The sequence below is a fragment of the Geodermatophilus sp. SYSU D00879 genome (assembly GCF_054050375.1).
On sequence record NZ_JBJGZF010000016.1, the window covers coordinates 88,605 to 113,248 of the forward strand.

Sequence of the window (24,644 nt, forward strand, 5' to 3'; positions counted from 1 at the left end):
CGTCTCGAGTGCTCTGGGTGAAGAGCATGACGTACTCAGCCCGCCGTCCGTGCGAAGGGGAGGGCACCGAGCAGGCCGCCGAGGACGTCGTCGGCCACCGACGCCACCGGCGCGCCGGCACCGCCCTGCCCCTGCGGGCCGGGCGAGCCGACGCCGCCGTCGCGGCCGATGTTCTGCTCGCCGCGGATGTTCGAGCCCGACTCGTCGACGCCGTCGCCCGGCGTCGGGTCGGCGCCGTTCACCACGTCGCAGCCGACGGAGTCGACGTCCAGCCCGGCCACCGACGCGGGGGTGGACAGCTGCCCGGTGGAGACGTAGCCGCTGGTGCAGGCCCGCGGGTCGTCGCTGTTGAGCACGAGCCCGAAGTGCGCCCGCATCGTGCCGCCGTCGTCGCGGACGACGCTGAACCCGCCGCTGACGGCGTCGGGGTAGGTGACGAGCATCTGCTCGACCCCGTCCAGGCGCGGGATGGTCACGCCGTTGAGGACGTCGAGGTGGCGCACCAGGGAGCCCAGGCCCGGCCCCGCGTCGTCCACCAGGTCCTGCAGCGCCGCCCCCGCGTCGGGCGCGTTGACCACCAGGCCGCGCAGGTCGGGGTCGATGTCGACCAGCGTGTCGCTGACCGCGCGCAGGTCGGCGGCCCACTGCTCGATCGCCGAGCGGCTCTCGGCCTGCGTCTGCAGCACGGTCCGCCCGTCGGTGATCAGCTGCAGCGTCTGCGGCAGCGACTCCTCGGCGCGGGCCAGCAGCAGGTCACCGTTGTCGATGAGCCGGGTCAGGTCGTCGCCGGCGCCGGCGAAGGCGCGGCCGAGCTCGTCGACGACGACGCGCAGGTCCTCGGGGTCGATCGAGGTGACCAGCTGGTCGACGTTGAGCAGCAGCTGCTCGACCGGGATCGGGATGGCCGTGCGCGACTGCGGGATGACCGCGCCGTCGACCAGGTACGGCCCGTCGGCGGTGGCCGGGCGCAGGTCGACGTACTGCTCGCCGACGGCGCTGCGGGTGGCCACGACGGCGTCGGTGTCGGCGGGGATCGGGTCGGCGTCGGGGTCGATGGTCAGCGTGACCCGGACGCCGTCGTCGGTGAGCTGCATGTCGCTGACCCGGCCGACGGCGACGCCGCGGTAGGTGACCTCGGCGTTGACGAAGATGCCGCCGGAGTCGGCGAAGTCGGCGGCGACGTCGTAGCCGCTGCCGAGCAGCACCCGGTCGAGGCCGACGTAGTTGAAGCCGACGTAGGAGATGCCCAGTAGCGCGACCGCGGTGAACGCGAGCAGCTGCAGCTTGACCTTGCGGGTGATCACGGGGTGCCTCCCGTCGGGATGCCGGGCAGCCCGGGCAGGCCGGCCGGCGCGCCGCCGGTGCCGCCGCCGAGGACGGTGCCGGCCAGCCCGCCCAGCCCGGGGGCGAGCGACTGCGCCGGCGATGACGCGCCGCTGCCGCCGGCGTTGGCCGGCGGGGTGCCGGCGCTGCCGCAGGTGTCGCCGGCCAGGTCCTGCGGGTCGAGGGTCTCCAGGCCGCCGGTGACCGGGTCGACGACGTAGCGGCACAGCAGCTCGCGCAGGTCGAGGTTCAGGCTGGCGGTCATGTTGGTGAACAGGCCGTAGCCGCCGGTCCGCGCGTCGGGCCGGTACTGCAGCGCCGACAGCGAGCTGGCCGGGAACGGGTAGGTGAGCAGCAGGTCCAGCGACTCGGCGAGGTCGGGCCCCGCGGCGGCCAGCTGGGTGAGGATCGGCTGCAGCAGCTGCAGGTCGGCCACGGTGTCCGCACCGGCCTGGTCGATCACCCGGGTGCCGACGTCGCCGAGGCGGGCGAGGCTGTCGAGCATCGAGACGAGCAGGTCGCGCTGCTCGGTGACGACGTCGAGGCCCGGCCCGATGGTGTCCAGCGCCGTCTCGATGGTCTCCGTGCGGGCGGCGAGGGACTCGGCCAGCGCGTTCACGCTGTCCAGCGCCCGGCCGATCTCGTCGCGCTGCTGGTCGAGGCCGGCGATGAACGTGTCGAGCTGGGTGAGGGTGGCGCGGACGGCGTCCTCGCGGCCCTCGAGCGCGTCGCCCAGCTCCCGGCTGATCGTCTGCAGTTGCGCCAGCCCGCCGCCGTTGAGCACCAGCGACAGCGCGCCGAGGAGCTCCTCCACCTCGACGTTGCGGTTGGTGCGGTCCAGGCCGATGAGCGCGCCGTCGGTGAGCCGGCCGGTGGGCGTCTCGGTGCCCGGGGCGGCCAGCTCCACGTACTTCTCCCCCAGCAGCGAGGACTGCTGGATCATGGCGACCGCGTTGGCGGGCAGGTCGACGTCGCCGTTGATCTCGACGGTGACCAGGGCGGTCCAGTCCTCCCCCAGCGACACGTCCTCCACCCGGCCGACCGGGACGTCGGCGACGCGGACGCCGGCCTGCGGGACGAGGTCCAGCACGTCGAGGAACTGGATCTGCACCGTGTAGGGGTCGTCGCCGACGTCGGCGCCGCCGGGCAGGTCGAGGGAGTAGGCGCCGCGGAAGCCGCACCCGGACAGCAGCAGCACCCCGGCGCCCAGCGCGGCGGCCCGCCGGCCGAGCCCGGTCACTGCTGCGCCCCCGGCACCAGCGGCAGGCCGACCAGCGGGGTGCCGCCGGCCTGCGGGGCGGTGCTGCGGCCGAACAGCGTGCCGAGCAGCTCCTGCAGGTCGGGCACGCCGTTGCCGTTGAGGTCGTCGAGCTGCCCGTCGTTGCCGGGGTCGCCGGAGAGCAGCCGCAGGCAGATCTGCTCGGTCGGCGGCAGCTGGAGGAACGCGGTCAGGTCGGTGAGGCTCACGCTGCCCACCTGCAGCCGGCCGGCCTGGGCCAGCAGCTGGCAGACGGTGACCTCCGGGTTGGCCGCCGCCAGCGAGTTGTCGCGGGTGTCGAGCGTGCCGTAGTCGGGGTTGTAGGCGTGCGCGACGTTGCCCAGCGCCGCGGGGGCGACGTCGAGCACCTCGGCCAGCGCCTGCCGCTGCTGGACCAGGGTGAGGGTGACGTCGGCCAGCCGGTCGACGTTCGTCGTCAGCAGGGCGGTGTTGGTCTGCACGAACGTGGCGATCTCCCCCAGCGCCTGGGACAGCAGCTGCACCGCGGCGGCGAGGTCCTCCCGCTCGCCTTCGAGCTGGGCGGCGACGGCGGCCATGTTGTCGTTGAACTGGCCCACCTGGGTGTCGATCGTGGCCAGCGCCGAGGTGAACGCCTGCAGGTTCTCCACCGAGCCGAACAGGTCGTCGCGGTTCTCCGACAGCGTCTGCACCGCGGTGGAGAACCCGGTCAGGGTCCGGTTGAGCGCGTCGCCGTTGCCCTCGAGGTTGTCCGCGCCGGTGGCCAGCAGGTCCTGCAGGGCGCCGTCGGCGTTGGCGCCGGTGGGGCCGAGGGCGGCGGAGAGCTCGTCGAGCGCGCCGTAGACCGCGTCCAGCTCGACCGGCGTGGCCGTGCGCGACAGGTCCAGCTCGGCGCCGTCCTCCAGGGTCGGGCCGCCGTCGTAGACCGGCGAGAACTGCACGTACCGGTCGCTGACCAGCGACGGCGCGAGGATGACCGCGTCGGCGTCGGCCGGGATGTCGTACTCGTCGTCGACGAGCATGTCGACGCGCACCCGGTCGCCCATCGGGACGACGTCGGTGATCTCGCCGACGTCGATGCCGAGGACCCGCACGTCACCGCCGGGGTACACGCCCACGGCCTGGCCGAAGTACGCGGTGACCCGGATCTGGCCGGCCGGCCGCAGGACCGTCCAGCCGAGGGCGGCCACCAGGACGACCGCGGCCGCCAGCGCCACGCCGCGCTGCAGGGTGCCGGTCACTGCCCCTCCTCGCAGGAGACGAGACCCCCGGGCACCTGGGCGGCGCCCCCGCAGAGCACCGACCCGACGGCGCCGGGCAGCAGGTTCTCCACGAAGCTGTCGAACCAGCGGCCGTTGCCCAGGGTGTTGGTGAAGACCCGGACGAAGGGCGCCAGGTTGGCGACGGTCTCCCCGAGGGCCTGGCGGTTGCGCGACAGGATGTCGGTGACGGCCGCCAGCTGCTGCAGCGCCGGGGTGAGGGCCTCGCGGTTGTCCGCGACCAGCCCGGTCAGCTGCTGGGCCAGCGTCTGGGTGTTGGTGAGGATCGAGTCGATGAGCGCCCGGCGCTCCTGCACCTCGGTGAGCAGGGTGTTGGAGTCCAGGATCAGCTGGGTGAACTCGCCGTTGCGGTCGGCCAGGACCTGGGTCACGTCCCGGGTGGCCGACAGCAGCTCGCGCAGCTGGGCGTCCCGCGAGGCGATGGTGTCCGACAGCCGGGCCAGCCCGTCCAGGGAGGTCCGCACCTCGTCGGGGGTGTCGGCGAAGGTCTCCGACAGCACCTGGAAGGAGGTGGCCAGCTGGGCGGTGTCGATGTCGTCGACGGTGGTGGACAGGTCCGCGAAGGCCTCGACGACGTCGTAGGGCGAGGCGGTCCGCTGCAGCGGGATGCGCTGCTCGGGGTCCAGCGGCGTCGCGCCGCGCGGGACCAGCGCCAGGTACTTCGCGCCGAGCACCGTCTCGATCCTGATGGCCGCCTCGGACCGGTCCCCGACGAACGCGTCGCGGACGCGGAACTCGACGGTGACCGCGCCGTCCTCCAGCGCCAGGCTCTCGACCTGACCGACCTTGACGCCGGCGACGCGCACCGGGTCGTCGGGCCGGAGGCCCGCGGCCTCGGAGAACTGGGCGCGGTAGACGGTGCCGCCACCGATGAGCGGCAGCGACTGGGCGTTGAAGGCGAGCAGCACCAGCAGCGCGATCAGCGAGAGGCTGACCGCCCCGATGACGACCGGGTTGCGGTCGCGGAACGGCTTGGCCGGACGGCGGGCCATCAGCACCCCCTCCCGCCGGAGGACAGCCCGCCCGCGGGGATGGTGCTCGGCTCGTCGGCGCCGGGCAGGGTGACCGTGCCGGACGCCCCGCACATGTAGAAGTTGAACCAGCTGCCGTTGACGGCGGTCCGCGTGATCAGGTCGATCTTGGTCGGGGCGAGCTGCAGGAAGTCCTCCAGGACGTCGCCGGTGTCGGCGAGGTTGCCGGCCAGGTCGCCGAGGCCCTCGATGTCCGCGGCCAGCGGGGCGCGGGCGTCCTCGAGCAGCCCGGCGGTGCTGACCGCCAGGCCGTCGATGGTCTGCAGCGAGTCGAAGATCGCGTCGCGGTCCTCGCTCAGCCCGGAGACGAACTGCTGCAGCGAGACGACCAGCGACGACAGCTGCTCGTCCCGGGCGGCGACCGTCCCCATCACCGAGGTCAGGTTGTCGATGACGCTGCCGATGACGGCGTCCTTGTCCGCCAGGGACGAGGTCAGCGAGCCGACGTGGCCGAGCAGGCTCTCCACCGTGCCGCCCTCGCCCTGGAACACCTGGATGATCTCGAAGGACAGCCGGTTGACGTCCTGCGGCGAGAGGGCCTGGAACAGGGGCTGGAACCCGCCGAACAGCGTGGTGAGGTCCAGCGCCGGCGTCGTCTGGGCCAGCGGGATGGTGTCGCCCTCCTCGAGGGTGCGCCCGGCCGACCCCTCCCCCTCGGTCAGCGCGACGTAGCGCTGGCCGACGAGGTTGCGGTAGCGGATGGTCGCCAGCACCGAGGTGGGCAGCGGGACGTCGGCGTCGACCGCGACGGTCACCTCGGCCACCGGCCGCTCGGTCCGGTCGGACAGGCCGATGGCGGTCACCTGGCCCACCCGGACGCCGGCGATGCGCACCTCGTCGCCCTCCACCAGGCCGGCGACGTCGGAGAACTGCGCCCGGTACTCCAGCGGCTCGCCGTAGCCGGCGTTGGTGATGGTGCTGACCAGGACGTAGCTGGCGAGCACGGTGACCAGCGCGAAGACGGCCAGCTTGGTCAACGGCGCGGCGAGCCCCCTCATCGCAGCGCCACCTGGGTCCCGCGCAGCAGCGGCGCCATCGTGGAGGCGGCCAGGTCGGAGACCTCGCCGGGGTCCACGCCGGTCTGGTAGCCGAGGATGCTGCGCACGAAGTCCAGCTCCGCCGTCGACCCGGCCAGCTGCCCCGGCACGGAGTTCCCGAAGGCGGACAGGTCGGTGGTCACGTTGCCGTCGGGCTCGCCGGCGCCGGCGGGGACGTCCTCGGGCCCGCGGCCGCCCAGGCAGTTGGGGTTGCCGCTGTACGGGTTGTCCACCGAGTCGACGCCGTCCACCGGCGGCACCGGGCAGTAGTACTCGCCCCGGTCGGCGGCCGCGATGATCGCGTCGATGTCGCCCAGGCCCTGGCAGTCGGGCCCGGACCGGTCGAGGTAGGCCGGCTGGTCGCCGGGCTGGTACGGGTTGCGCGGCGGCAGCGTCACGGTGATGTCCAGGTTCAGCGCGGGGTCGCCGTCGCCGCCGAAGGCCTCGGTGATCATCGGCTTGAAGCGGGCCAGGCCGTCGAGCAGGCAGGGGTACTCCGGCGAGTACTCGGCGAACAGGCCGAGCACCGGCCGCGAGGTGGCGGCCAGCGAGATGAGGCTGCGCTCGTTGGTCTCCAGGAAGCCGGCGGCGGTCGCCGACGAGGCGCCCACGACGGTGAACGTGCGCCGCAGCTGCTCGGACTGGTCGACCAGCGTCCGCGACGTCACCGCCAGGTCGTCCAGCACCGCGAGCAGGTCGTCGGCGGCGGAGGTGTAGGTGTCGGCGACGTCGGCCAGGCCGCTGATGTCGGCCTGCAGCTCGGGCAGCACGGTGTTCAGCTCGCCGACGTAGCCGCCGATCGCGGCGAGGTTCTCCCCCAGCCGGTCGCCGCGGCCGCGCAGGGCCGAGGCCACCGCGCCGAGGGTGTAGCTGAGGTCCTGCGGCTGCACCGCCCGCAGCAGCGGCAGCAGGTCGTCGATGACCCGCTGCAGCTCGACGGCGTTCTCGGTGCGGTCCTGGCCGATCTCGTCACCGTCGGCCAGCCGCTCCGCCGAGGGCCGCTCGGGCACGACGAGGGACACGTAGCGCTCGCCGAACAGCGTCTTGGGCAGCAGCCGGGCGGTGACGTCGGCGGGGATCCGGTCCAGGAACTCCGGCCGGATGGCCAGCTCGATCGTCGCGCCCTCGGCGCCGGCGTCGACCGAGCGCACCTCGCCGACGATCACCCCGCGCACCTTGACGTCGGAGGTCTCCTGCAGCTGGTTGCCCACGGTGTCGGCGTGCAGCACCACGCGCGCGGTGTCGGTGAACGCCTTGGTGTAGAGCGCCACGGTCAGCGCCAGCAGCATCACCAGGACGACGAGGAACGCCACGCCCTGCAGCCGACGGCGCACCACCGCGCCCCTGCCCCCGCTCATCGCCCGCTCACCCCGCGATCCGGACCGTCGTCGTCGAACCCCAGATGGCCAGCGACAGGAACAGGTCGATGACCATGACCGCCACGATCGAGAAGCGCACCGCCCGGCCCACGGCGAGGCCGACCCCGGCCGGGCCGCCGCTGGCCCGGTAGCCGTAGTAGCAGTGGCTCAGGATGATCACGACGGCGAAGACGAGCACCTTGACGAACGACCACAGCACGTCCTGCGGCGGCAGGAAGAGGTTGAAGTAGTGGTCGTAGGTGCCGGCCGACTGCGCGTACGCCTCGGTGGTGATGGTCCGGGTGGCGAAGTAGCTGCTCAGCAGGCCGATGACGTAGAGCGGGATGACCGCGACGAACCCGGCGACGATGCGGGTGGTCACCAGGAACGGCAGCGAGGGCACGCCCATGACCTCGAGGGCGTCGATCTCCTCGTTGATCCGCATGGCGCCGATCTGGGCGGTGAAGCCGCAGCCGACGGTGGCCGACAGCGCCAGGCCGGCGACCAGCGGGGCGATCTCCCGGGTGTTGAAGTACGCCGAGAGGAAGCCGGTGAACGCCGAGGTGCCGAGCTGGTCCAGCGCCGCGTAGCCCTGCAGCCCGACCTCGGTGCCGGTGAAGAACGACAGGAACGCGATGACGCCGACCGTGCCGCCGATGACCGCCAGCGCGCCGGTGCCGAAGGTGACCTCGGCGAGCAGCCGGAACGTCTCCCGCTTGTAGCGGCGCAGCGTGCGCGGCGTCCAGCCCAGCGCGCGGCCGTAGAAGGACAGCTGGTCGCCGAGGTCCTCGAGGGTGTCCATCGGGCGGCCGTAGACGCGGCGGACCAGCCGGCGGGCGCCGACGCGGACCCGGTCGACCGGGGAGAGCAGTGCCATCGGGTCACTGCCCCTTCGGCGGGACGAGCTGGAAGTAGATCGCCGTCATCACGAAGTTCACGGCGAACAGCAGCAGGAAGGTGATGACCACCGACTGGTTCACCGCGTCGCCGACGCCCTTGGGCCCGCCGCCGGCGCGCAGGCCCTTGTAGGAGGCGACGATCCCGGCGATCAGCCCGAACACGAGGGCCTTGATCTCCCCGGACCAGAAGTCCTCGACCTGCGCGAGCGCGCCGAACGACGCCAGGTAGGCGCCCGGGGTGCCGCCCTGCAGGACGACGTTGAAGAAGTAGCCGCCGGCCACGCCGACGACGCTGACCAGGCCGTTGAGCAGGGTGGCGACGACCATCGCGGCCAGCACGCGCGGGACGACGAGGCGCTGGATCGGGTTGATCCCGAGCACCTCCATGGCGTCGATCTCGTCGCGGATCTTGCGGGCGCCGAGGTCGGCGCAGATGGCCGAGCCGCCGGCGCCGGCGATGAGCAGCGCGGTGACGATCGGGCTGGCCTCGCGCAGCACGGCCAGCACCGACGCCGAGCCGGTGAACGACTGGGCGCCGAGCTGGCGGGTCAGCGAGCCCAGCTGCAGGGCGATGACCGCGCCGAAGGGGATCGCGACCAGCGCCGTCGGCAGGATGGTGACGCTGGCGACGAACCAGGTCTGCTGCACGAACTCGCGCAGCTGGAAGGGCCGCCTGGGCAGCGCGCGGAAGGTGTCGAGCGCGAAGGCGAACAGCGTGCCGCTGGCCCGCAGCGGCCGGACCGGGGAGAGCTTCCCGTCGAGCAGGCCCGGCGCCTCCGGCTTCCCGGTGGCCGTCACCGGCCGTCCCGCGGGCCGGGCAGGGCGCCGCCGGCCGCCGTCGCGCCGACGACCTGCGAGGTGTCCCAGTGCCGCCCGGTGGCGTCCGTCGTCGGCGAGAACACGCCGGCGTCGACCTGGGCGAGCAGGTCCTCGGGCAGGGAGGCGCGGATCGCCGTGGCGGTGGCCGGGTCGAACTGGTGCAGCATGCGAGCCACGCGCTCCTGCCGGCGGCGCTGGGCGCGCCGCTCGGGCAGGCCCGGGGAGGGGTCCAGCTGCGGCGGGACGGCGTCGCCGCCGACGGCGCCCTTGGGCCCGACGCCGTTGTGCCGGTCGCCGCCGCGGGCCTGCAGGGCGGCCATCTCGGCCTCGACCTGCGCGACGTCCTTCTCCTCGCTCATGCCGATCGGGCCCTCGCGGCGGCCGTTGAGGAACTGCTGGACCACCGGCTCCTGCGAGGTGAGCAGCTGCTCCCGCGGGCCGAACATCGCCAGGTGCTTGCGGTAGAGCAGGCCGAGGTTGTCGGGCACGGTGCGGGCGGTGCCGATGTCGTGCGTGACGATGAGGAAGGTGGCGTCGATCTGCGCGTTGAGGTCGACGATCAGCTGGTTGAGGTAGGCGACGCGGACCGGGTCCAGACCCGAGTCCGGCTCGTCGAACAGGATGATCTCGGGGTCGAGCACCAGCGCGCGGGCGAGGCCGGCGCGCTTGCGCATGCCGCCGGAGATCTCGCCGGGCAGCTTCCCCTCGGCGCCCTGCAGGCCGACCATGTCCATCTTCTCGAGGACGATGCGGCGGACCTCGGACTCGCTCTTCCTCGTGTGCTCGCGCAGCGGGAAGGCGATGTTGTCGAAGAGGTTCATCGAGCCGAACAGCGCGCCGTCCTGGAACAGGACGCCGAACAGCTTGCGGACCTCGTAGAGCCTGGCCTCGCCGCACCGGACGATGTCGGTGTCGGTGATGACGATCGAGCCGCGCTCGGGCTTGAGCAGCCCGACCAGCGACTTGAGGAACACCGACTTGCCGGTGCCCGAGGGGCCCAGCAGCACGGAGATCTCCCCCGGCGGCAGCGTGAGGGTGACGTCGCTCCAGATGTTCTGGCTGCCGAAGGACTTGGTCAGCCCCTCGACCTGGACCGCGACGCCCACCGTCGACCTCCTCGCCCCTGTCCGGGGCCCGCGCGCGGCGGGAGCCCCGGGACCGCGTCCCGTCGCGGGCCCCGTGTGCCGGGACACCGCCTCCTCGTACTCACGGGTAACGAGGACCGGAGGGGGAGGTTACGTGGGTCACTCGTCCGACGTGACACGGGTCGCTGTCACACCACCCCACCGAGGGGGCGGACGCGACAGGGGCCGCCCTCCCGGAGGAGAGCGGCCCCTGTGGCGTGCTGGGTGGTGCAGGTCCCCGGCTCAGGCCGGGGACGGCGTCACTTGATGGTGACGGTGGCGCCGGCGCCCTCGAGAGCGGCCTTGGCCTTCTCGGCGGCGTCCTTGGCGACCTTCTCCAGGACCGGCTTCGGCGCGCCGTCGACCAGGTCCTTGGCCTCCTTGAGGCCGAGCGAGGTCAGGCCGCGCACCTCCTTGATGACCTGGATCTTCTTGTCGCCGGCGGCCTCGAGGATGACGTCGAACTCGTCCTGCTCCTCGGCGGCGGGGGCACCGCCGTCACCGGCACCACCGGCGGCCGGGGCGGCCGCGACGGCGACGGGGGCAGCCGCGGTGACCTCGAAGGTCTCCTCGAACTGCTTCACGAAGTCGGACAGCTCGAGCAGCGTCATCTCCTTGAACGCGTCGAGCAGCTCCGCGGTGGACAGCTTGGCCATGATCTCTCCTTCTGGGGTCAGTCGGTGCTGGCCGCGGTGTCCGCGGCGTCAGCGGAGTCGGTGGTGGTGTCGGCAGCAGCGGTGTCGGCAGCAGCGGTGTCGGCGGCAGCGGAGTCGCCCTCGGCGGGCTTCTTCTCCTGCAGCGCGGCGGCCAGGCGGGCGACCTGGGACAGCGGGGCCTGGAACAGCCCGGCGGCCTTGGTGAGGTTGCCCTTCATCGCGCCGGCCAGCTTGGCCAGCAGCACCTCGCGCGGCTCGACGTCGGCGAGAGCGGTGACCTCGGCGGGGCCGACGGTGCGGCCCTCGACGACGCCGCCCTTGACGACGAGCAGCGGGTTGGCGCGCGCGAAGTCGCGGATGGCCTTGGCGGCCTCGACGACGTCGCCCTCGATGAAGGCGATCGCGGTCGGGCCGTTGAGCAGCGGGGCCAGGTCGGTGTGGCCGACCGAGTCCGCCGCCCGCTTCGTCAGGGTGTTCTTGACGACGGCGTAGCTGCTGCCCGCACCGAGGGAACGCCGCAGCTGGGTCAGCTGCGACACGGTCAGCCCGCGGTACTCGGTGAGCACGGCCGCGCTGGACTTCTGGAACCGCTCGGTGATCTCGTCGATCACAGCGGCCTTCGCCTGCGTGGGCATGGGCCTCCTCTCGTCGGACGGGTGACCACCCGTGCGTCGTACGAGAGCGGGCGATCGGGGCCCGGAGACGAGGAACGCCCCGGCGCAGGGCGCACGGGGCGAGGGACGCGGGCACGGGGCGCCGCGGCGATCGAACCGTCCTCCTGCGCGGGCCGCCCGGGGATCCGGGACCTTCGATCGCACGCGGGCGTGCGACGACCAGCGGTCGTGGGGGGAACGCCGACCAGCATACGCGACGTCGGGCCGGAGGCGGCGGCCGGTGCCCGGAACGCCAGGAGGCCCCGCCGCGCGGGGTGCGCGGCGGGGCCTCCGGGTCGCTCTCAGCAGGAGCTCACGCGGTGGGCTCGTCCACCGTCAGGTTGCGGGTGCGGTTCGGGTCGACCGGGATGCCCGGGCCCATCGTGGTGGAGATGGTGACCTTCTTGAGGTACCGGCCCTTGGCCGCGGCCGGCTTGGCGCGCAGCACCTCGTCGAGGGCGGCGGCGTAGTTCTCGACGAGCTTGGTCTCGTCGAAGGAGGTCTTGCCGATCACCAGGTGCAGGTTGGCCTGCTTGTCGACGCGGAAGTTGATCTTCCCGCCCTTGATGTCCGCGACGGCCTTGGTGACGTCGGGGGTCACGGTGCCCGTCTTCGGGTTGGGCATCAGGCCGCGGGGGCCGAGGATGCGGGCGATTCGGCCGACCTTGGCCATCTGGTCGGGCGTGGCGATCGCGGCGTCGAAGTCCAGGAAGCCCTCCTGGATGCGCGCGATCAGGTCGTCCGAGCCGACGACGTCGGCACCGGCGGCCTCGGCCTCGGCGGCCTTGTCGCCGGTCGCGAAGACGATGACGCGGGCGGTCTTGCCGGTGCCGTGGGGCAGGTTGACCGTGCCGCGGACCATCTGGTCGGCCTTGCGCGGGTCGACGCCCAGCCGCATGGCCACCTCGACGGTGGCGTCGTAGGTGGTCGGCGAGGTCTCCTTCGCCAGCCCCGCCGCCTGCAGCGGGCTGTACAGGGCCTCGCGGTCGACCTTGGCGGCCGCCTCGAGGTACTTCTTGCCGTGCTTCGCCATGGTGGTTCCTCTCCCCCGCCGCGGGTGCGGGGATCTCGTGGTGTGCGGGCCTGGCGCAGGCCCTCCCACAGGTGCGCGGGGCTCGGACGAGCCCCGGGTGGTGCAACGCCGCCGGTTCCCGGCGGCTTCCGTCAGCCGGTGACGGTGATGCCCATCGACCGGGCGGTGCCGGCGATGATCCGCTCGGCCTCGTCCAGCGAGTTGGCGTTGAGGTCGGGCATCTTGGTCTGCGCGATCTCGCGGACCTGGTCGCGGGTGACCGTGGCGACCTTGGTCTTGTGCGGCTCGCCCGAGCCCTTCTCGACACCCGCGGCCTTGAGCAGCATGCGGGCGGCCGGCGGGGTCTTGGTGACGAAGGTGAACGAGCGGTCCTCGTACACCGAGATCTCGACCGGGACCACGTTGCCGCGCTGCGACTCCGTGGCGGCGTTGTACGCCTTGCAGAACTCCATGATGTTGACGCCGTGCTGGCCGAGCGCCGGACCCACGGGCGGCGCGGGGGTGGCCGCACCGGCGTTGATCTGGAGCTTGATGACCGCGGTCAACCGCTTCCTGGGGGGCATGACTTCCTTCTCGTGTGACTCAGGCTCGAACGGCCGGGGTGGTGCTCGGGCGCACTCAGATCTTGGCGACCTGGGTGAACGACAGCTCGACCGGCGTCTCCCGGCCGAAGATGGAGACCAGCACCTGCAGCTTCTGCTGCTCGGCGTTGATCTCGTTGATGGTCGCCGGGAGGGTGGCGAACGGGCCGTCCATGACGGTCACCGACTCGCCGATCTCGAAGTCGACGACGGCGGTCGGCGCGGACGCCGCCGCGGGCGAGGCCGCCTCGGCCGCCTTGGCCGCCTGCGGCGGGGCGTCGGGCACCAGCAGGTTGACGACCTCGTCGATGCTCAGCGGCGAGGGCCGCGAGGTGGCACCGACGAAGCCGGTGACGCCGGGGGTGTTGCGGACCGCGCCCCAGGACTCGTCGTTGAGGTCCATCCGGACGAGCAGGTAGCCGGGCAGCTTCTTCCGGTTGACCTGGGTGCGCTTGCCGTTCTTGATCTCGGTGACCTCCTCGGTGGGCACCTCGATCTGGAAGATGTAGTCCTCCATGTCCAGCGACTGGATGCGGGACTCGAGGTTGGTCTTCACCTTGTTCTCGTAGCCCGCGTAGGAGTGGATGACGTACCAGTCGCCGAACTGGGTCCGCAGGGTCCGCTTGAGCGTCTCGCGCGGGTCCTCGTCCGCGGCCTCCGCCTCGGCCAGGGCCTCGGTCACGACCGGGTCGTGGTCGGGGGCCGGCGCGGCCAGCGGGTCGCCGACCAGACTGTCGCGGCCGCCGCCCTCGACCGCGGGGGTCACGTCGGAGACACCGGTGGCGGTGTCCTGGTCGGCGGTGTCGACCGAGCCCTCGGCGGAGCCGGCCTCGTCCGCGCCGGTCTCGAGGTCGACGCTGCCGCGGACGTCCATCCGCTGGTCGTCGAGGTCGATGGCCTCGACGTCGCTGTCGGTGTCGAAGGGCTCGCGGGGGTCGGTCACGGGGTCTCTTCCTTGTCGGGTGCGGTCAGGCGCAGGGGGCGGTCAGCCGAAGACGGCGAGCACGCCCTGCGCGAAGAGGACGTCGAGGCCCGCGACGAGCGCCACCATGAACGCCACGAAGAGGATGACGACGGTCGTGTAGGTGATCAGCTCCCGGCGGCCGGGCCAGATGACCTTGCGGAGCTCGGCGACGACCTCGCGCAGGAACCGGCGCAGGTTGCGCTTCTGCCGGACCTCCTCGGCCCGCGCCCGCTGCGCGGCGGCCCGGGACCGGGTGCCGGAGCCCTCGGCGGCGCGACCGGCGGGACGGCTGCCGGCGGCCTCCTCGCGGGCGGGGCGCCGGGTGCGCGGGGCGGCCGGCTCGTCGTCCTCGTCGTCGCCGGCGGTGATCCGGCCGCCGCGGCGGCGGGCCGGGGCGCTGACGACCTTGTCCTCGTCGGCCTCGGCCTCGGCGGCGACCTCGTCCTCGGCGGCCTCCAGCTCGGCGGCGTCCTCGACGCCCGGGGCCTCGCGGTCGAGCTGCTCGTCGGACAGCTCGGCGTCGGAGGCGGTGCGGGGGTCCTCCCCGCGGCCCGGCTTCTCGCTCACTGCGCCTCGCTCGCGTCGTGGTTGGTGGCCGCTGCTGTCGGGCCGTCTGGTGTGGTGCTCACCGGCCGGCGACCGCGTCCGGGGAGCCGGTGCGCGGTCGTGCCGGGTCGTGCTGCCCGCCGGCACGGGCCGGCGGCACGGGCAGGGGTGACAGGACTTGAACCTGCAGCCTGCGGTTTTGGAGACCGCTGCTCTGCCAATTGAGCTACACCCCTTGGCGCCCGGGGCTGGTGACCCCGGGCTGCCCCGGGACGGTCGGGCCTCGCCCTCGGCACGCCGGTCCCGGGAGGATCCGGGGCACGCCGGTGGCGGGGTCGAACGCCCCAGGGTTGCCAGTGTACGGGACCGCGGGACCGGTCCGTGACCGCGCTCCGGAGGACCTCCCGCGCGGGGTCACCGGGGCGGTGCCGTCGGCGGTGGTCACGCGGGCCGTGCCCCGGAGGACCGGGAACTGACGGGCCCCGGCGGCGTGGCGCCTGACACGATGGACCCATGACCGCCGTCTCCCCGTCGGAGTCCGCCCTCTCCCCCGCCGAGCGCCGCGTCTCGCGGCGCATCGGGTCCATCGCCGAGTCCGCCACGCTCGCGGTGGACGCGAAGGCCAAGGCCCTCAAGGCGGCGGGCAAGCCGGTCATCGGCTTCGGCGCCGGTGAGCCGGACTTCCCGACGCCGGACTACGTCGTCGAGGCGGCCATCGCCGCGGCCCGGCAGCCGGCGATGCACCGCTACACCCCCGCCGGCGGCCTGCCCGCGCTCAAGGAGGCGATCGTCGCGAAGACGGCGCGCGACTCGAGCCTGACCGTCACGCCGGCGCAGGTGCTGGTGACCAACGGCGGCAAGCAGGCCGTGTACGAGGCGTTCGCCACGATGCTCGACCCCGGCGACGAGGTCCTCGTGCCCGCGCCCTACTGGACCACCTACCCGGAGGCGATCCGGCTGGCCGGCGGCGTGCCGGTGCCCGTGGTCGCCGACGAGGACAGCGGCTACCTCGTCTCGGTCGAGCAGCTCGAGGCCGCGCGCACCGAGCGCACCAAGGTGCTGCTGTTCGTCTCGCCGTCCAACCCGACCGGCGCGGTCTACCCGCCCGACCAGGTCGAGGCCATCGGCCGCTGGGCCCTGGAGGCCGGGCTGTGGGTGCTCACCGACGAGATCTACGAGCACCTGACCTACGGCGGGGTCACCGCGCCGTCGATGCCGGTCGTCGTCCCCGAGCTCGCCGACCGCTGCGTCGTCGTCAACGGGGTGGCCAAGACCTACGCGATGACCGGCTGGCGGGTCGGCTGGATCGTCGGCCCCGCCGACGTCGTCAAGGCCGCGACCAACCTGCAGTCGCACGCCACCTCGAACGTCGCCAACGTGTCCCAGGCGGCGGCGGTGGCCGCGCTGACCGGCGACCTGTCGGCGGTGGACGCGATGCGGACGGCGTTCGACCGGCGCCGGAAGACCATCGTGTCGATGCTGCGGGAGATCCCCGGCATCACCTGCCCCGAGCCGCAGGGCGCCTTCTACGTCTACCCGTCGGTGAAGGGCCTGCTGGGCCGGCCGATCAACGGCCGCACCGCGTCGAGCAGCGCGGAGTTCGCCGAGATCGTGCTGGAGGAGGCCGAGGTGGCCGTCGTCCCCGGGGAGGCCTTCGGCACGCCGGGCTACGTGCGGATGTCCTACGCGCTCGGCGACGACGACCTGGCCGAGGGCGTCGGCCGGCTGCAGCGCCTCCTGGGGTGAGGACCCCCTGCCCCCCACCGTGCGCAGGCTCGCGGCGGGCCCCTGCGGGGGGCCGTGATCACACCGGAAGGTCGTCGACTAGTCCGGGAGGTCGTCCTCGTCGAGGGCGCCGGCCGCCACCAGCACCTCGGTGGCGGCCGGGAGGTCGGCCAGCGCCTGCGCCAGGTCGGCGGGCGTGGCGATCGTCCACGCGTTGACCTGCACGTAGCAGCGCAGCGCCGCGTCGAACTCCGCGGCACCGGCGGCCTGCCGGGCGGCCAGCAGCGCGGCGCCGCCCTTGCCGTAGACGACGTCGAAGTAGCTGCCGGTGTCGGAGAACTCGTCCATCGCCGCGCCGACGTCGCCCGGTGCGGCCAGCGTCGCGTCGAGCCGCTCCTGCGGCACGTCGCCGTCGCTCTCGGCGTAGGTCGCGAAGGCCTCGTCGAGCCACGGGTCGCGGAACTGCGAGTCGCCGACCATCCCGTAGAACCACATGTGCGCGACCTCGTGCTCGAGCACGACCCGGCTGGCGCCGGCGAGCAGGATCGAGCTCGGGTACTCGATGCCGCCGCCCGCGTCGGGCAGCAGCGGCACGGTGAGGGTGTCGTACGGGAAGGGGCCGAACCGGTCGGCGAGGGCGGTCACGTCGTCGCTGGTCCAGTCGGCGAGCTCGCCCGGGCCGGTGCGCGAGTCCGGCAGCACCCCGGTGGTGATCTCGACGCCGTTCGGCGAGGTGAGCGTGGCGGTCCGGAAGTCCCCGGCGGCGACGCTGACGTCGCGGGCGACCGGCTCGTTCGCGGTCCAGGTGCGCCGGCCGTCCTCGGGCCCGGAGGGCTCGTCCTGGTCGCCGGTCATGAGGACGACGAGGTCCTCGGGCGCCGAGACGCTGATCGTGGTGTCGGCGACCGGGCTGGTGGCGGTCTCGCCGAGGATTCCGACGAACGGGTCGCGCGCCCACCCGACGCCGGGTTCCCAGGCCAGCAGGGGGAAGCCGCTGGCCCACCAGGACACGTCCTCGGCCGTGCCCAGCCGCTCGAAGCCGCTGCCGCCGAGGGAGACGGTGAAGTCCAGCTCCACCTCGGTGGACTCGCCGGCCTCCAGCTCGCCGTCGAGCTGGAGCACGTAGAGCCCGCCCGGGCCCTCGGCGCCGGCGTCCTCGTAGCCGGCCTGGTCGACGTCGGCGCCGCGGACGTCGTCGACGGTGATCCGGTTGCCGAGCTCGGCCGCGCCGGGGCTGTTGGGCACCAGCCGGAACACCATCTCGTCGGTGGCGCGGTCCGGGGTGAAGACGACGTTCTCGGTGCCGGTGACGGTGCGCCCGTCGTCGGAGAGCCGGAACTCCAGGTCGACGACGGGGCGGTCGGGATCGGGCTCGGCGCGCTCGGCCGGGCAGCTCGGGGCGTCGTCCCCGCCCTCGGACGACGCGGGCGACGACGGCGCCGCCGACGCGGACTCCTCCGCGGCGAGCGTCTCGGTGAAGGAGGTGCCGCAGCCGGCCAGCAGGAGCAGCGCCGCGGCCGCGGCCGGCAGGGCCCGCCGGGGGGTCATGCCAGCGCGACGGTGGCGCGGGCGAGGGACAGCACCTTCTCGCCGCCGCTGGTGACCGTGAGGTCCACGCGCACCCGGCCGCCGTCGAGGACGGCGCCCACCCGGCCACGGACGGTGACCTCGGCGCCGGCGTCGTCGTCGGGCACGACCACCGGGCGGCCGAAGCGGACCTGGTACTCGACGACGGCGCCCGGGTCGCCGGCCCAGTCGGTCACCGCGCGGGCGGCCAGGCCCATCGTGAGCATCCCGTGCGCGATGACGCCGGGCAGGCCGACGCCGGTGGCGACCCGGTCGCTCCAGTGGATCGGGTTCAGGTCGCCGGAGGCGCCCGCGTAGCGGACCAGGTCCGCGCGGGTGACCCGGTGCGTCTGCTCGGGCAGCTCGGTGCCGACGGCGACGTCGGCGGCCCGCAGCCGGGCGCTCACGCCGTCCCCCGGGCCACGAGCATCGAGGTGGCGGTGCAGACGGCCTCGCCGTCCTCGGTGGCGACGTCGACGCGGGTGGTGAGCAGGTCGTTGCCGGCCACGCTGCGCACCGCCTCGATCGTCGTGGTGCTCACCAGCCGGTCGCCGGCGCGGATCGGCCGGTGGTGGGTGAACCGCTGCTCGCCGTGCACGACCCGGCTGTAGTCGAGGGCCACGTCGGGATCGTCCAGCACGACGTCGGCCGCGCCCAGGGTGACCACGATGGCGAAGGTGGGCGGCGCGACGACGTCCGGGTGCCCGAGCGCGCGGGCGGCGTCGGCGTCGGCGTGCACCGGGTCGGTCGCGCCGACGGCGGCGGCGAACTCGGCGATCTTCGCGCGGCCGACCTCGTAGACGGCGGAGGGCGGGTAGCTGCGCCCGACCAGTCCTGCGTCCAGCGCCACTCCCGCCCTCCCTCGCTCCTCGCGGACCGGCGTCAGCGGGTCTCGCGGTGGACCGTGTGCTTCTTGTCCCGCGGGCAGTACTTCTTCAGCTCGAGCCGGTCGGGGTCGTTCCGCCGGTTCTTGCGGGTGATGTAGTTGCGGCTCTTGCACTCCTGGCAGGCCAGGGTGATCTTCGGACGGACGTCGGTGGCTGCCACGGGGCACTCCTCGCCTTGTGCGGACCGGCCCGGAGGCCGGGGACCGTGGCGGCGGGTGCCGACACGGCGACGGACCCCGGGGTACGGGGTCCGTCTGGGGTAGCGGTGACCGGATTTGAACCGGTGACACAGCGATTATGAGCCGCTTGCTCTGCCAGGCTGAGCTACACCGCCGGGAAGACCGCGCGGCCCGGTCTCGCGACAGGACCGGTGGGTCGGAGCCCCTTTACGGAATCGAACCGTAGACCTTCTCCTTACCATGGAGACGCTCTGCCGACTGAGCTAAAGGGGCGTGCTCACTGAGCCGGAGGGAACTCTACCCCACCGTCTCCGGCGGTCTCGCACCCCCTCCGGGGTGTGCCAGACGACTGTAACAGTCAGGCGCGGACGAACAGACGGCGGTGCTGGGCGCCGGGCGCGGCGGACCGCACGCCGGTGCGCGCGAGCAGCCACTTCTCCAGCACCTCGTCGGCCAGCGGCCGGCTGACCAGGAAGCCCTGGAGCTTGTCGCAGCCCATCTCGGTGAGCAGCTTGCGGGTCAGCTCGTCCTCGACGCCCTCGGCGACCACGCGCAGGCCCAGGTTGTGGGCGAGCTCGATGATCGAGCGGGCGATGAACGACTCGCCCTGGCTGGTGGACATCCCCAGCACGAAGGACTTGTCGATCTTGACCTCGTCGATCGGCAGCTGCCGCAGCTGGGACAGCGACGAGTAGCCGGTCCCGAAGTCGTCCATCGACAGCCGCAGGCCCAGGGCGTGCAGGTCGGTGAGGACGGTGCCCGAGCGCACCGAGTCGTCGACGACGCTGCCCTCGGTCAGCTCGAGGATCAGCAGCTCCCCCGGGACGCCGTGGCGGCGCAGCGCCCGCTGCACCCGCTCGACCAGGTCCGGCTCGGCCAGGCAGCGGGCGGAGAGGTTCACCGCGACCGACAGCGCGATGTCCTGGTCCAGCCACCGCCGGCAGCGGGCCAGCGCGAGGTCCAGCACGTGGTCGGTGAGCGGGCCGATGCGGCCGATCTGCTCGGCGAGGTGGATGAAGTCGTCCGGCGGGATCGCGCCGAAGCGCGGGTGCGCCCAGCGGACGAGGGTCTCCACCGAGACGATGTCGGAGGTCCGGGCGTCGATGATCGGCTGGAAGACGACGCTGATCTGCCCGTCGGCCATGGCCTGCTCGAGCTCGGTGCCCAGCTGCAGGCGGCGCAGGCTCTGCTGGTCCAGCACCTGGTGGTAGCTGGCGACGCCGCCGTTCTCGGAGGCGGCCGCCAGCAGCGCGACGTCGGCCCGCTGCATGAGCGTGCCGGAGTCCGTGCCGTGGACCGGTGCGGCCGCGACGCCGACGGTCAGCGTGACCTCCAGGTCCAGGCCGGCGACCCGCGCCCGGGTCGAGGTGGCCTCGCGCAGCCGCCGGGCGGCCCGCTCGGTCGCCGGCAGGGACAGGCCGGGCAGGAGGACGGCGAACTGCTCGCCCTCCATCCGCGTGACGAGCGCGTCCGGCGGCGCGTGCTCGCGCAGCAGGCCCGCGGTGACCAGCAGCAGCTCGTCGGCCGCGGCGTGGCCGAGGGTGTCGACGATCTCGGTGTGGTTGTCCAGGGCGGCGAGGACCAGGCCGGCCCGCGCCCCGACCGGGTCGGCGCCGAGCATCTGGTCGATCTCGGCGGCCAGCCGCTGCCGGTTGGGCAGCCCGGTGAGCCGGTCGTGGTCGGCGTCGTAGCGGATCTGGGTGAGCAGCTGCTGCTGGCGGATCGCCGCGTTGACGTGGGTCAGCATCGAGTCCAGGGCGGAGCGGTCGCTGCCGGAGAAGGACACGACGTCGCTGCGCCGGTCGCACACCTCCAGGTAGCCGGGCTCGCCGGCCGCCGTGGCCACGGGGGCGCCGAGGACCTCCTGGGCGCCGCGGCGGGCCAGTGCGGCGGACTCGGCGGGCGTCGCCCGGCCGGCGGTCACCAGGACCGGCTCGGACGACCCGGGCGTCAGCACCCGCTGGCGCAGGACGTCCTCGGGGTCGGCCGGCCCGTCGTACCAGGTGACGCCGCCGTCGCCGGCCACGACCAGCCGCGGCGGCTCGTCGAGGTAGGGCGGCAGCCACAGCGCGACCTTGTCCGCGTTGAGCAGCTCCTTGACCGCGACGGCGATCTCGAGCGGCCCGTCCTGGTCGGGCGACACGGACTCGATCCGCCGGGCGAAGTCGTAGATCTGCTCCAGCCCCTGCCCCGCCCGGGAGACCTGGGCGAACCGCCGGAACAACAGGATGACCGCCACCGCCGCGGGGGCGATGAGGAAGGCCGCCCAGCCGGTCCGGGCGTTGAGGAGTGTGGCCACCAGCCCGACGGAGACGGCGAAGGGGGCGACGACCCCGATCGGGAGCAGCAGTTCCTTCCACAGCCGCAACGTGGGGTTGCCGCCGCTGAGTCGGATGGCCGCCACGACGAGCGGAGCACCCACGAGGTCGGCGACCAGGACGGCGACCAGGAGACTCACCCAGCTGAGCGGGTCCTCCAGCGTCCCGAACGGCAGCACCTGCAGCACGGTGACGGCCGCAGCCACCTCGATGACGGCGACCGCGAGGTTGTAGACCATCTTCGCCCAGGCATAGCGCTGGTAGGCCATGCTCGCGCCGAGCCCCACAACACGGGCCACCGCCGCCCAGATGCCGCCGAACTCGACCAGCGCGATCGTCAGGGCGAGCTCGCTCACCGACCACGCCACCGTCTGGCGCCGGAACTCCACGTGCAGGGAGACCATGTCGGTGGCGAAGAAGGCCGCCACGACGACGAGGAAGGGCACCAGCCGGAACTCGGCCGGCGCGGCAGGGAAGACCAGCAGGCCGGCAACCGTCGCGAGCAGGACGCCGGCGGCGGCGATCACGCCCAGGGGCAGCAGCGCGCCGACACGACGGGGCGTGGCACGCGCGCGACTCGCCAAGGTGATCCGGATCTGTGAGGAGGGAGGAGGCGGCGCTGAGGCTAACAGCGCAGGCCGTCCTCCAGAACCGATCCGACCCCAAGGAGGGAGGGGCGGTCGCCCCACCCGTGACCCCGCCCCGCTCGGGACGGGGTCAGCCGCGGATCAGGCCCACTTGGCTCCGCGAGCCCACTTCGCACCCCGGGCCCACTTGGCGCCCCGCGCCCACTTGGCCCCGCGAGCCCACTTCGCACCACGCTCGTTCATGACGCCTCCTCAGGCATGGAAAAGACAGCTGGCAACTGCGGCTGTCACCCAGGCGCGGGGGCAGAGCGTCGTTCGAGTACGGACCGCGCCCGGAACCTTCGTTTCCCTCACTCGGGCGAGGCAAGCACAGAGCATCACGAACGGGTGACGGCCCGTAGTGTCACTACGGACGGTGGTTGTTGATCAGCAGTTGGTCACCGGCACGGGTGACAGGTGGTGCCCGTGTGATCGACCGGGTCTGTGGACGGCGGTCCGCCGGGGCCGCGCCGCACCTACGCTGCCCGCCGTGCGGGGAGGCAGGCGACCGGGCGGCAGCGAGGCGGAGCGCGGCTCCGCGATGCCCTTCGTCCTCGTCTGCTGGCTGGTCGCCGCGTTCATGGCACTGGGCGCGGTCGCCGCGTCCGACGCCTTCCTCGAGCACCAGGACGTGCAGGCGGTGTGCGACGGCGCGGCACTGGCCGCCGCCAACCGGACCGACGAGGGGCGGGTCTACGCCATCGGCGTGGGCGCGGTGCTGCCGCTGACCGGCGAGTCGGCGCGGGCCGCCGTCGCCGACCACCTGGCCGACGGCGGGACCGCCCTGGACGCCTGGTCGGCGGAGACCGACGGCACCGAGGTCACGGTCCGCTGCACGCGGTCGGTGCAGATCGCCTTCGGCTGGCTGTTCCTCGGCGGGCGGCCGCTGGAGGTCACCGCGGTCGCCGGCGCGCAGGCCCCGACGCTGCCCTGAGGCCGGACCCGGGCCCGGAACGCGGGAGCGGCCCCCGACCTGCCGGTCGGGGGCCGCTCTGCGAGGGGTGGCGGGTGAAGGATTCGAACCTTCGTAGGCTAAGCCGACGGATTTACAGTCCGCTCCCATTGGCCACTCGGGCAACCCGCCGTGGACCCACGGGGAGAGCGTACAAGACGGGCCGGCGACGGCCCGACGAGGTCCCGTCGCGGGTCCTCCGCGCGGGGTGAGGAGCAGACATGGCCGACTCGTCCTTCGACGTCGTGAGCAAGGTCGACCACCAGGAGATCGACAACGCGATCAACCAGGCGGGCAAGGAGCTCGCCCAGCGCTTCGACTTCCGCGGGACCAACGCCAGCATCGCCTGGGCCGGGGAGAACGGCGTCCTCCTCCAGGCCGACACCGAGGAGCGGGTCAACGCCGCTCTCGACGTCTTCAGGGACAAGCTCGTCAAGCGCGGCATCTCGCTCAAGGCCCTCGACGCCGACGAGCCGCAGTCCTCCGGCAAGGCCTACAAGCTGTCGGCGCGGATCAAGCAGGGCATCGAGTCCGACGTGGCCAAGAAGATCGCGAAGATCATCCGCGACGAGGGCCCCAAGGGCGTCCAGGCCCAGATCCAGGGCGACCAGCTCCGCGTCAGCGGCAAGAAGCGGGACGACCTGCAGGAGGTGCAGCGACTGCTGCGCGCGCAGGACCTCGACGTCGCCCTCCAGTTCGACAACTACCGCTGACCGGCGGCCCCGCGGACGGCGACCGCTCCGATCGGGCGGTCGCCGTCCGCGGGCGTACGAGCCCCCGGCGGGGCCGGTTACCGTGGAGGGGATGGTCCTCCACGGGAGCCGGCGGACCGGTGGGGAGCCCGGCGACGGCGCAGCGCGCCGCGACGGCTCCGCCGCCGCCGGCCACGACGCAGACGACGCGGGCTCCCTGCCGCCCGCGGGCACACGGCACGACGCGCTCGTCTACGACTCGGCCCACGACGTCGCCGCCGCTGCCGCGCCGTGGCTGCTCGAGGGCCTGGAGGCCGGGGACGCGGCCGTGATCGCGACCGGGCCGGAGACCGCCGGCCCGCTGTGGGAGGCCGTCGGCCGGGACCCGCGGGTGGTCGTCGTCGAGCGGCAGGAGCTGTACCGGTCCCGCACCCCCACGGCGATCACGGCCTTCCGCCGGTTCGCCGAGCAGCACGCCGCGTCCGGCCGGCTGGTCCGGTGCGTCGGCGAGGTCGACTTCGGCGCCGGCCCGGCGGACTGGCGGGAGTGGCAGGCCTACGAGTCGGTCGTCAACGACGCGTTCGCGGCCCTGCCGCTGTGGGGGCTGTGCGTGTTCAGCTCCGCCCTCCCCGACCCGCTGCTGGCCTCCGCGCTGCACACGCACCCCGGCGTCGTCACCCCCGACGGCCGGGCGGTCAACCCCGGGTACGTCGACCCGGCCGCCTACCTGCGGGCCCTGCCGGTGCCCGACGAGCCGCTGGAGGCCACGGCCCCGGCGCTGGCCGACGACGACATCAGCGACTACGCGGGCCTCCGGCACGCCGTCCGCGCCCGCCTGGGCGCCGTCGACGGGCCGGCCGACGTGCTCGAGGACTTCCTCATGGCGGTCGACGAGATGACCTCCAACGCGGTCCGGCACGGCTCCCCGCCGGCGGGGCTGCGGCTGTGGACGGCGCCCGGGCGGCTGGTGGCCACCATCCGCGACTCCGGCCGCGGCCTGGACGACCCGTTCGCCGGCTACGGGCCCGCGCACGGGGAGGACCTGTCCCACGGCGGGATGGGCCTGTGGCTGGCCCGCCAGCTGTGCGACCACGTGACGATCCGCCGCGACGACGCGGGCACCAGCGTGCGCCTGTCGACCTCCTGGGCCTGAGGCCC

24 protein-coding genes and 4 tRNA genes are annotated in these 24,644 nt (G+C 73.5%); 4 read left to right on the forward strand and 24 right to left on the reverse strand.

The window, feature by feature from the left end; all coding sequences use genetic code 11:
- Positions 1–35: 35 nt before the first annotated feature.
- From ACI79B_RS18630 to ACI79B_RS18705, 16 genes are all read right to left on the reverse strand, one after another.
- A complete protein-coding gene (locus tag ACI79B_RS18630) occupies positions 36–1,304 on the reverse strand; it encodes an MCE family protein (protein WP_456929511.1) in 1,269 nt (422 codons plus the stop codon).
- Complete coding sequence (locus ACI79B_RS18635) at positions 1,301–2,563, reverse strand: MCE family protein (protein ID WP_456929512.1); 1,263 nt, start codon at positions 2,561–2,563, stop codon at positions 1,301–1,303. Before ACI79B_RS18635 ends, ACI79B_RS18630 begins: the two co-directional genes overlap by 4 nt.
- On the reverse strand, positions 2,560–3,801 hold the full coding sequence (locus ACI79B_RS18640; RefSeq protein WP_456929513.1) for an MCE family protein: 1,242 nt from the start codon (positions 3,799–3,801) through the stop codon (positions 2,560–2,562). Before ACI79B_RS18640 ends, ACI79B_RS18635 begins: the two co-directional genes overlap by 4 nt.
- Entirely contained in the window at positions 3,798–4,832 is a 1,035-nt protein-coding gene (locus ACI79B_RS18645; RefSeq protein ID WP_456929514.1) for an MCE family protein, read from the reverse strand. Before ACI79B_RS18645 ends, ACI79B_RS18640 begins: the two co-directional genes overlap by 4 nt.
- Positions 4,832–5,869 (reverse strand): MCE family protein, encoded by a 1,038-nt coding sequence (locus ACI79B_RS18650; protein ID WP_456929515.1) that lies wholly within the window; start codon positions 5,867–5,869, stop codon positions 4,832–4,834. Before ACI79B_RS18650 ends, ACI79B_RS18645 begins: the two co-directional genes overlap by 1 nt.
- The gene (locus ACI79B_RS18655) at positions 5,866–7,266 is read right to left on the reverse strand and encodes an MCE family protein (protein WP_456929516.1); all 1,401 of its coding nucleotides are present in this window, start codon (positions 7,264–7,266) and stop codon (positions 5,866–5,868) included. The genes ACI79B_RS18650 and ACI79B_RS18655 overlap by 4 nt, the downstream gene beginning before the upstream one ends.
- A 7-nt stretch (positions 7,267–7,273) precedes the next feature.
- A complete protein-coding gene (locus ACI79B_RS18660; protein WP_456929517.1) occupies positions 7,274–8,143 on the reverse strand; it encodes an MlaE family ABC transporter permease in 870 nt (289 codons plus the stop codon).
- Positions 8,144–8,147: 4 nt separating this feature from the next.
- Positions 8,148–8,963 (reverse strand): MlaE family ABC transporter permease, encoded by an 816-nt coding sequence (locus ACI79B_RS18665; RefSeq protein WP_456929518.1) that lies wholly within the window; start codon positions 8,961–8,963, stop codon positions 8,148–8,150.
- Positions 8,960–10,090, reverse strand: coding sequence for an ABC transporter ATP-binding protein (locus ACI79B_RS18670; RefSeq protein ID WP_456929519.1), 1,131 nt, complete (start codon positions 10,088–10,090; stop codon positions 8,960–8,962). Before ACI79B_RS18670 ends, ACI79B_RS18665 begins: the two co-directional genes overlap by 4 nt.
- 278 nt (positions 10,091–10,368) lie before the next feature.
- Positions 10,369–10,764 carry a 50S ribosomal protein L7/L12 gene (gene rplL, locus ACI79B_RS18675; RefSeq protein WP_456929520.1) on the reverse strand — a complete coding sequence of 132 codons (396 nt, stop codon included), beginning with the start codon at positions 10,762–10,764 and terminating at the stop codon, positions 10,369–10,371.
- 17 nt (positions 10,765–10,781) lie between these two features.
- The gene (gene rplJ, locus ACI79B_RS18680; protein ID WP_456929521.1) at positions 10,782–11,399 is read right to left on the reverse strand and encodes a 50S ribosomal protein L10; all 618 of its coding nucleotides are present in this window, start codon (positions 11,397–11,399) and stop codon (positions 10,782–10,784) included.
- Between the two features lie 331 nt (positions 11,400–11,730).
- The gene (gene rplA, locus ACI79B_RS18685) at positions 11,731–12,450 is read right to left on the reverse strand and encodes a 50S ribosomal protein L1 (protein ID WP_456929522.1); all 720 of its coding nucleotides are present in this window, start codon (positions 12,448–12,450) and stop codon (positions 11,731–11,733) included.
- Positions 12,451–12,581: 131 nt separating this feature from the next.
- Positions 12,582–13,013, reverse strand: coding sequence for a 50S ribosomal protein L11 (rplK, locus tag ACI79B_RS18690; RefSeq protein ID WP_387987792.1), 432 nt, complete (start codon positions 13,011–13,013; stop codon positions 12,582–12,584).
- A gap of 55 nt (positions 13,014–13,068) precedes the next feature.
- A complete protein-coding gene (gene nusG, locus ACI79B_RS18695; protein WP_456929523.1) occupies positions 13,069–13,974 on the reverse strand; it encodes a transcription termination/antitermination protein NusG in 906 nt (301 codons plus the stop codon).
- 42 nt (positions 13,975–14,016) lie between these two features.
- Positions 14,017–14,562, reverse strand: coding sequence for a preprotein translocase subunit SecE (gene secE / locus ACI79B_RS18700; protein ID WP_456929524.1), 546 nt, complete (start codon positions 14,560–14,562; stop codon positions 14,017–14,019).
- 142 nt (positions 14,563–14,704) lie between these two features.
- Positions 14,705–14,777: transfer RNA gene (locus ACI79B_RS18705), tRNA-Trp, on the reverse strand.
- A 277-nt stretch (positions 14,778–15,054) separates the two neighbouring features.
- On the opposite strand from ACI79B_RS18705, the gene ACI79B_RS18710 reads away from it, so the two are divergent.
- Complete coding sequence (locus tag ACI79B_RS18710) at positions 15,055–16,287, forward strand: pyridoxal phosphate-dependent aminotransferase (protein WP_456929525.1); 1,233 nt, start codon at positions 15,055–15,057, stop codon at positions 16,285–16,287.
- Positions 16,288–16,365: 78 nt separating this feature from the next.
- Here ACI79B_RS18710 and ACI79B_RS18715 read toward each other — a convergent pair whose 3' ends face one another.
- From ACI79B_RS18715 to ACI79B_RS18745, 7 genes are all read right to left on the reverse strand, one after another.
- Entirely contained in the window at positions 16,366–17,814 is a 1,449-nt protein-coding gene (locus ACI79B_RS18715; RefSeq protein ID WP_456929526.1) for a M1 family aminopeptidase, read from the reverse strand.
- Positions 17,811–18,239: a MaoC/PaaZ C-terminal domain-containing protein gene (locus tag ACI79B_RS18720; protein ID WP_456929527.1), complete on the reverse strand. Its 429-nt coding sequence runs from the start codon at positions 18,237–18,239 to the stop codon at positions 17,811–17,813. Before ACI79B_RS18720 ends, ACI79B_RS18715 begins: the two co-directional genes overlap by 4 nt.
- On the reverse strand, positions 18,236–18,682 hold the full coding sequence (locus tag ACI79B_RS18725; RefSeq protein ID WP_456929528.1) for an FAS1-like dehydratase domain-containing protein: 447 nt from the start codon (positions 18,680–18,682) through the stop codon (positions 18,236–18,238). The genes ACI79B_RS18720 and ACI79B_RS18725 overlap by 4 nt, the downstream gene beginning before the upstream one ends.
- 32 nt (positions 18,683–18,714) lie before the next feature.
- Positions 18,715–18,879 carry a 50S ribosomal protein L33 gene (gene rpmG, locus ACI79B_RS18730; protein ID WP_387987806.1) on the reverse strand — a complete coding sequence of 55 codons (165 nt, stop codon included), beginning with the start codon at positions 18,877–18,879 and terminating at the stop codon, positions 18,715–18,717.
- Positions 18,880–18,979: 100 nt separating this feature from the next.
- Positions 18,980–19,053: transfer RNA gene (locus tag ACI79B_RS18735), tRNA-Met, on the reverse strand.
- Positions 19,054–19,098: 45 nt separating this feature from the next.
- Positions 19,099–19,171 (reverse strand) — tRNA-Thr (locus ACI79B_RS18740).
- 85 nt (positions 19,172–19,256) lie between these two features.
- Positions 19,257–21,800, reverse strand: coding sequence for a putative bifunctional diguanylate cyclase/phosphodiesterase (locus ACI79B_RS18745; RefSeq protein WP_456929529.1), 2,544 nt, complete (start codon positions 21,798–21,800; stop codon positions 19,257–19,259).
- A 532-nt stretch (positions 21,801–22,332) separates the two neighbouring features.
- On the opposite strand from ACI79B_RS18745, the gene ACI79B_RS18750 reads away from it, so the two are divergent.
- Positions 22,333–22,776, forward strand: a complete 444-nt coding sequence (locus ACI79B_RS18750) for a pilus assembly protein TadG-related protein (RefSeq protein ID WP_456929530.1) — start codon at positions 22,333–22,335, stop codon at positions 22,774–22,776.
- A gap of 68 nt (positions 22,777–22,844) precedes the next feature.
- Here the strand turns inward: ACI79B_RS18750 and ACI79B_RS18755 are convergent.
- A tRNA-Tyr gene (locus tag ACI79B_RS18755) sits at positions 22,845–22,926 on the reverse strand.
- Positions 22,927–23,015: 89 nt separating this feature from the next.
- Between ACI79B_RS18755 and ACI79B_RS18760 the strand changes: the two genes are divergently transcribed.
- Together ACI79B_RS18760 and ACI79B_RS18765 are read left to right on the forward strand one after the other, a co-directional pair.
- On the forward strand, positions 23,016–23,507 hold the full coding sequence (locus ACI79B_RS18760; RefSeq protein WP_456929531.1) for a YajQ family cyclic di-GMP-binding protein: 492 nt from the start codon (positions 23,016–23,018) through the stop codon (positions 23,505–23,507).
- Between the two features lie 91 nt (positions 23,508–23,598).
- Positions 23,599–24,639 carry an anti-sigma factor RsbA family regulatory protein gene (locus tag ACI79B_RS18765; protein WP_456929532.1) on the forward strand — a complete coding sequence of 347 codons (1,041 nt, stop codon included), beginning with the start codon at positions 23,599–23,601 and terminating at the stop codon, positions 24,637–24,639.
- Positions 24,640–24,644 lie beyond the last annotated feature (5 nt).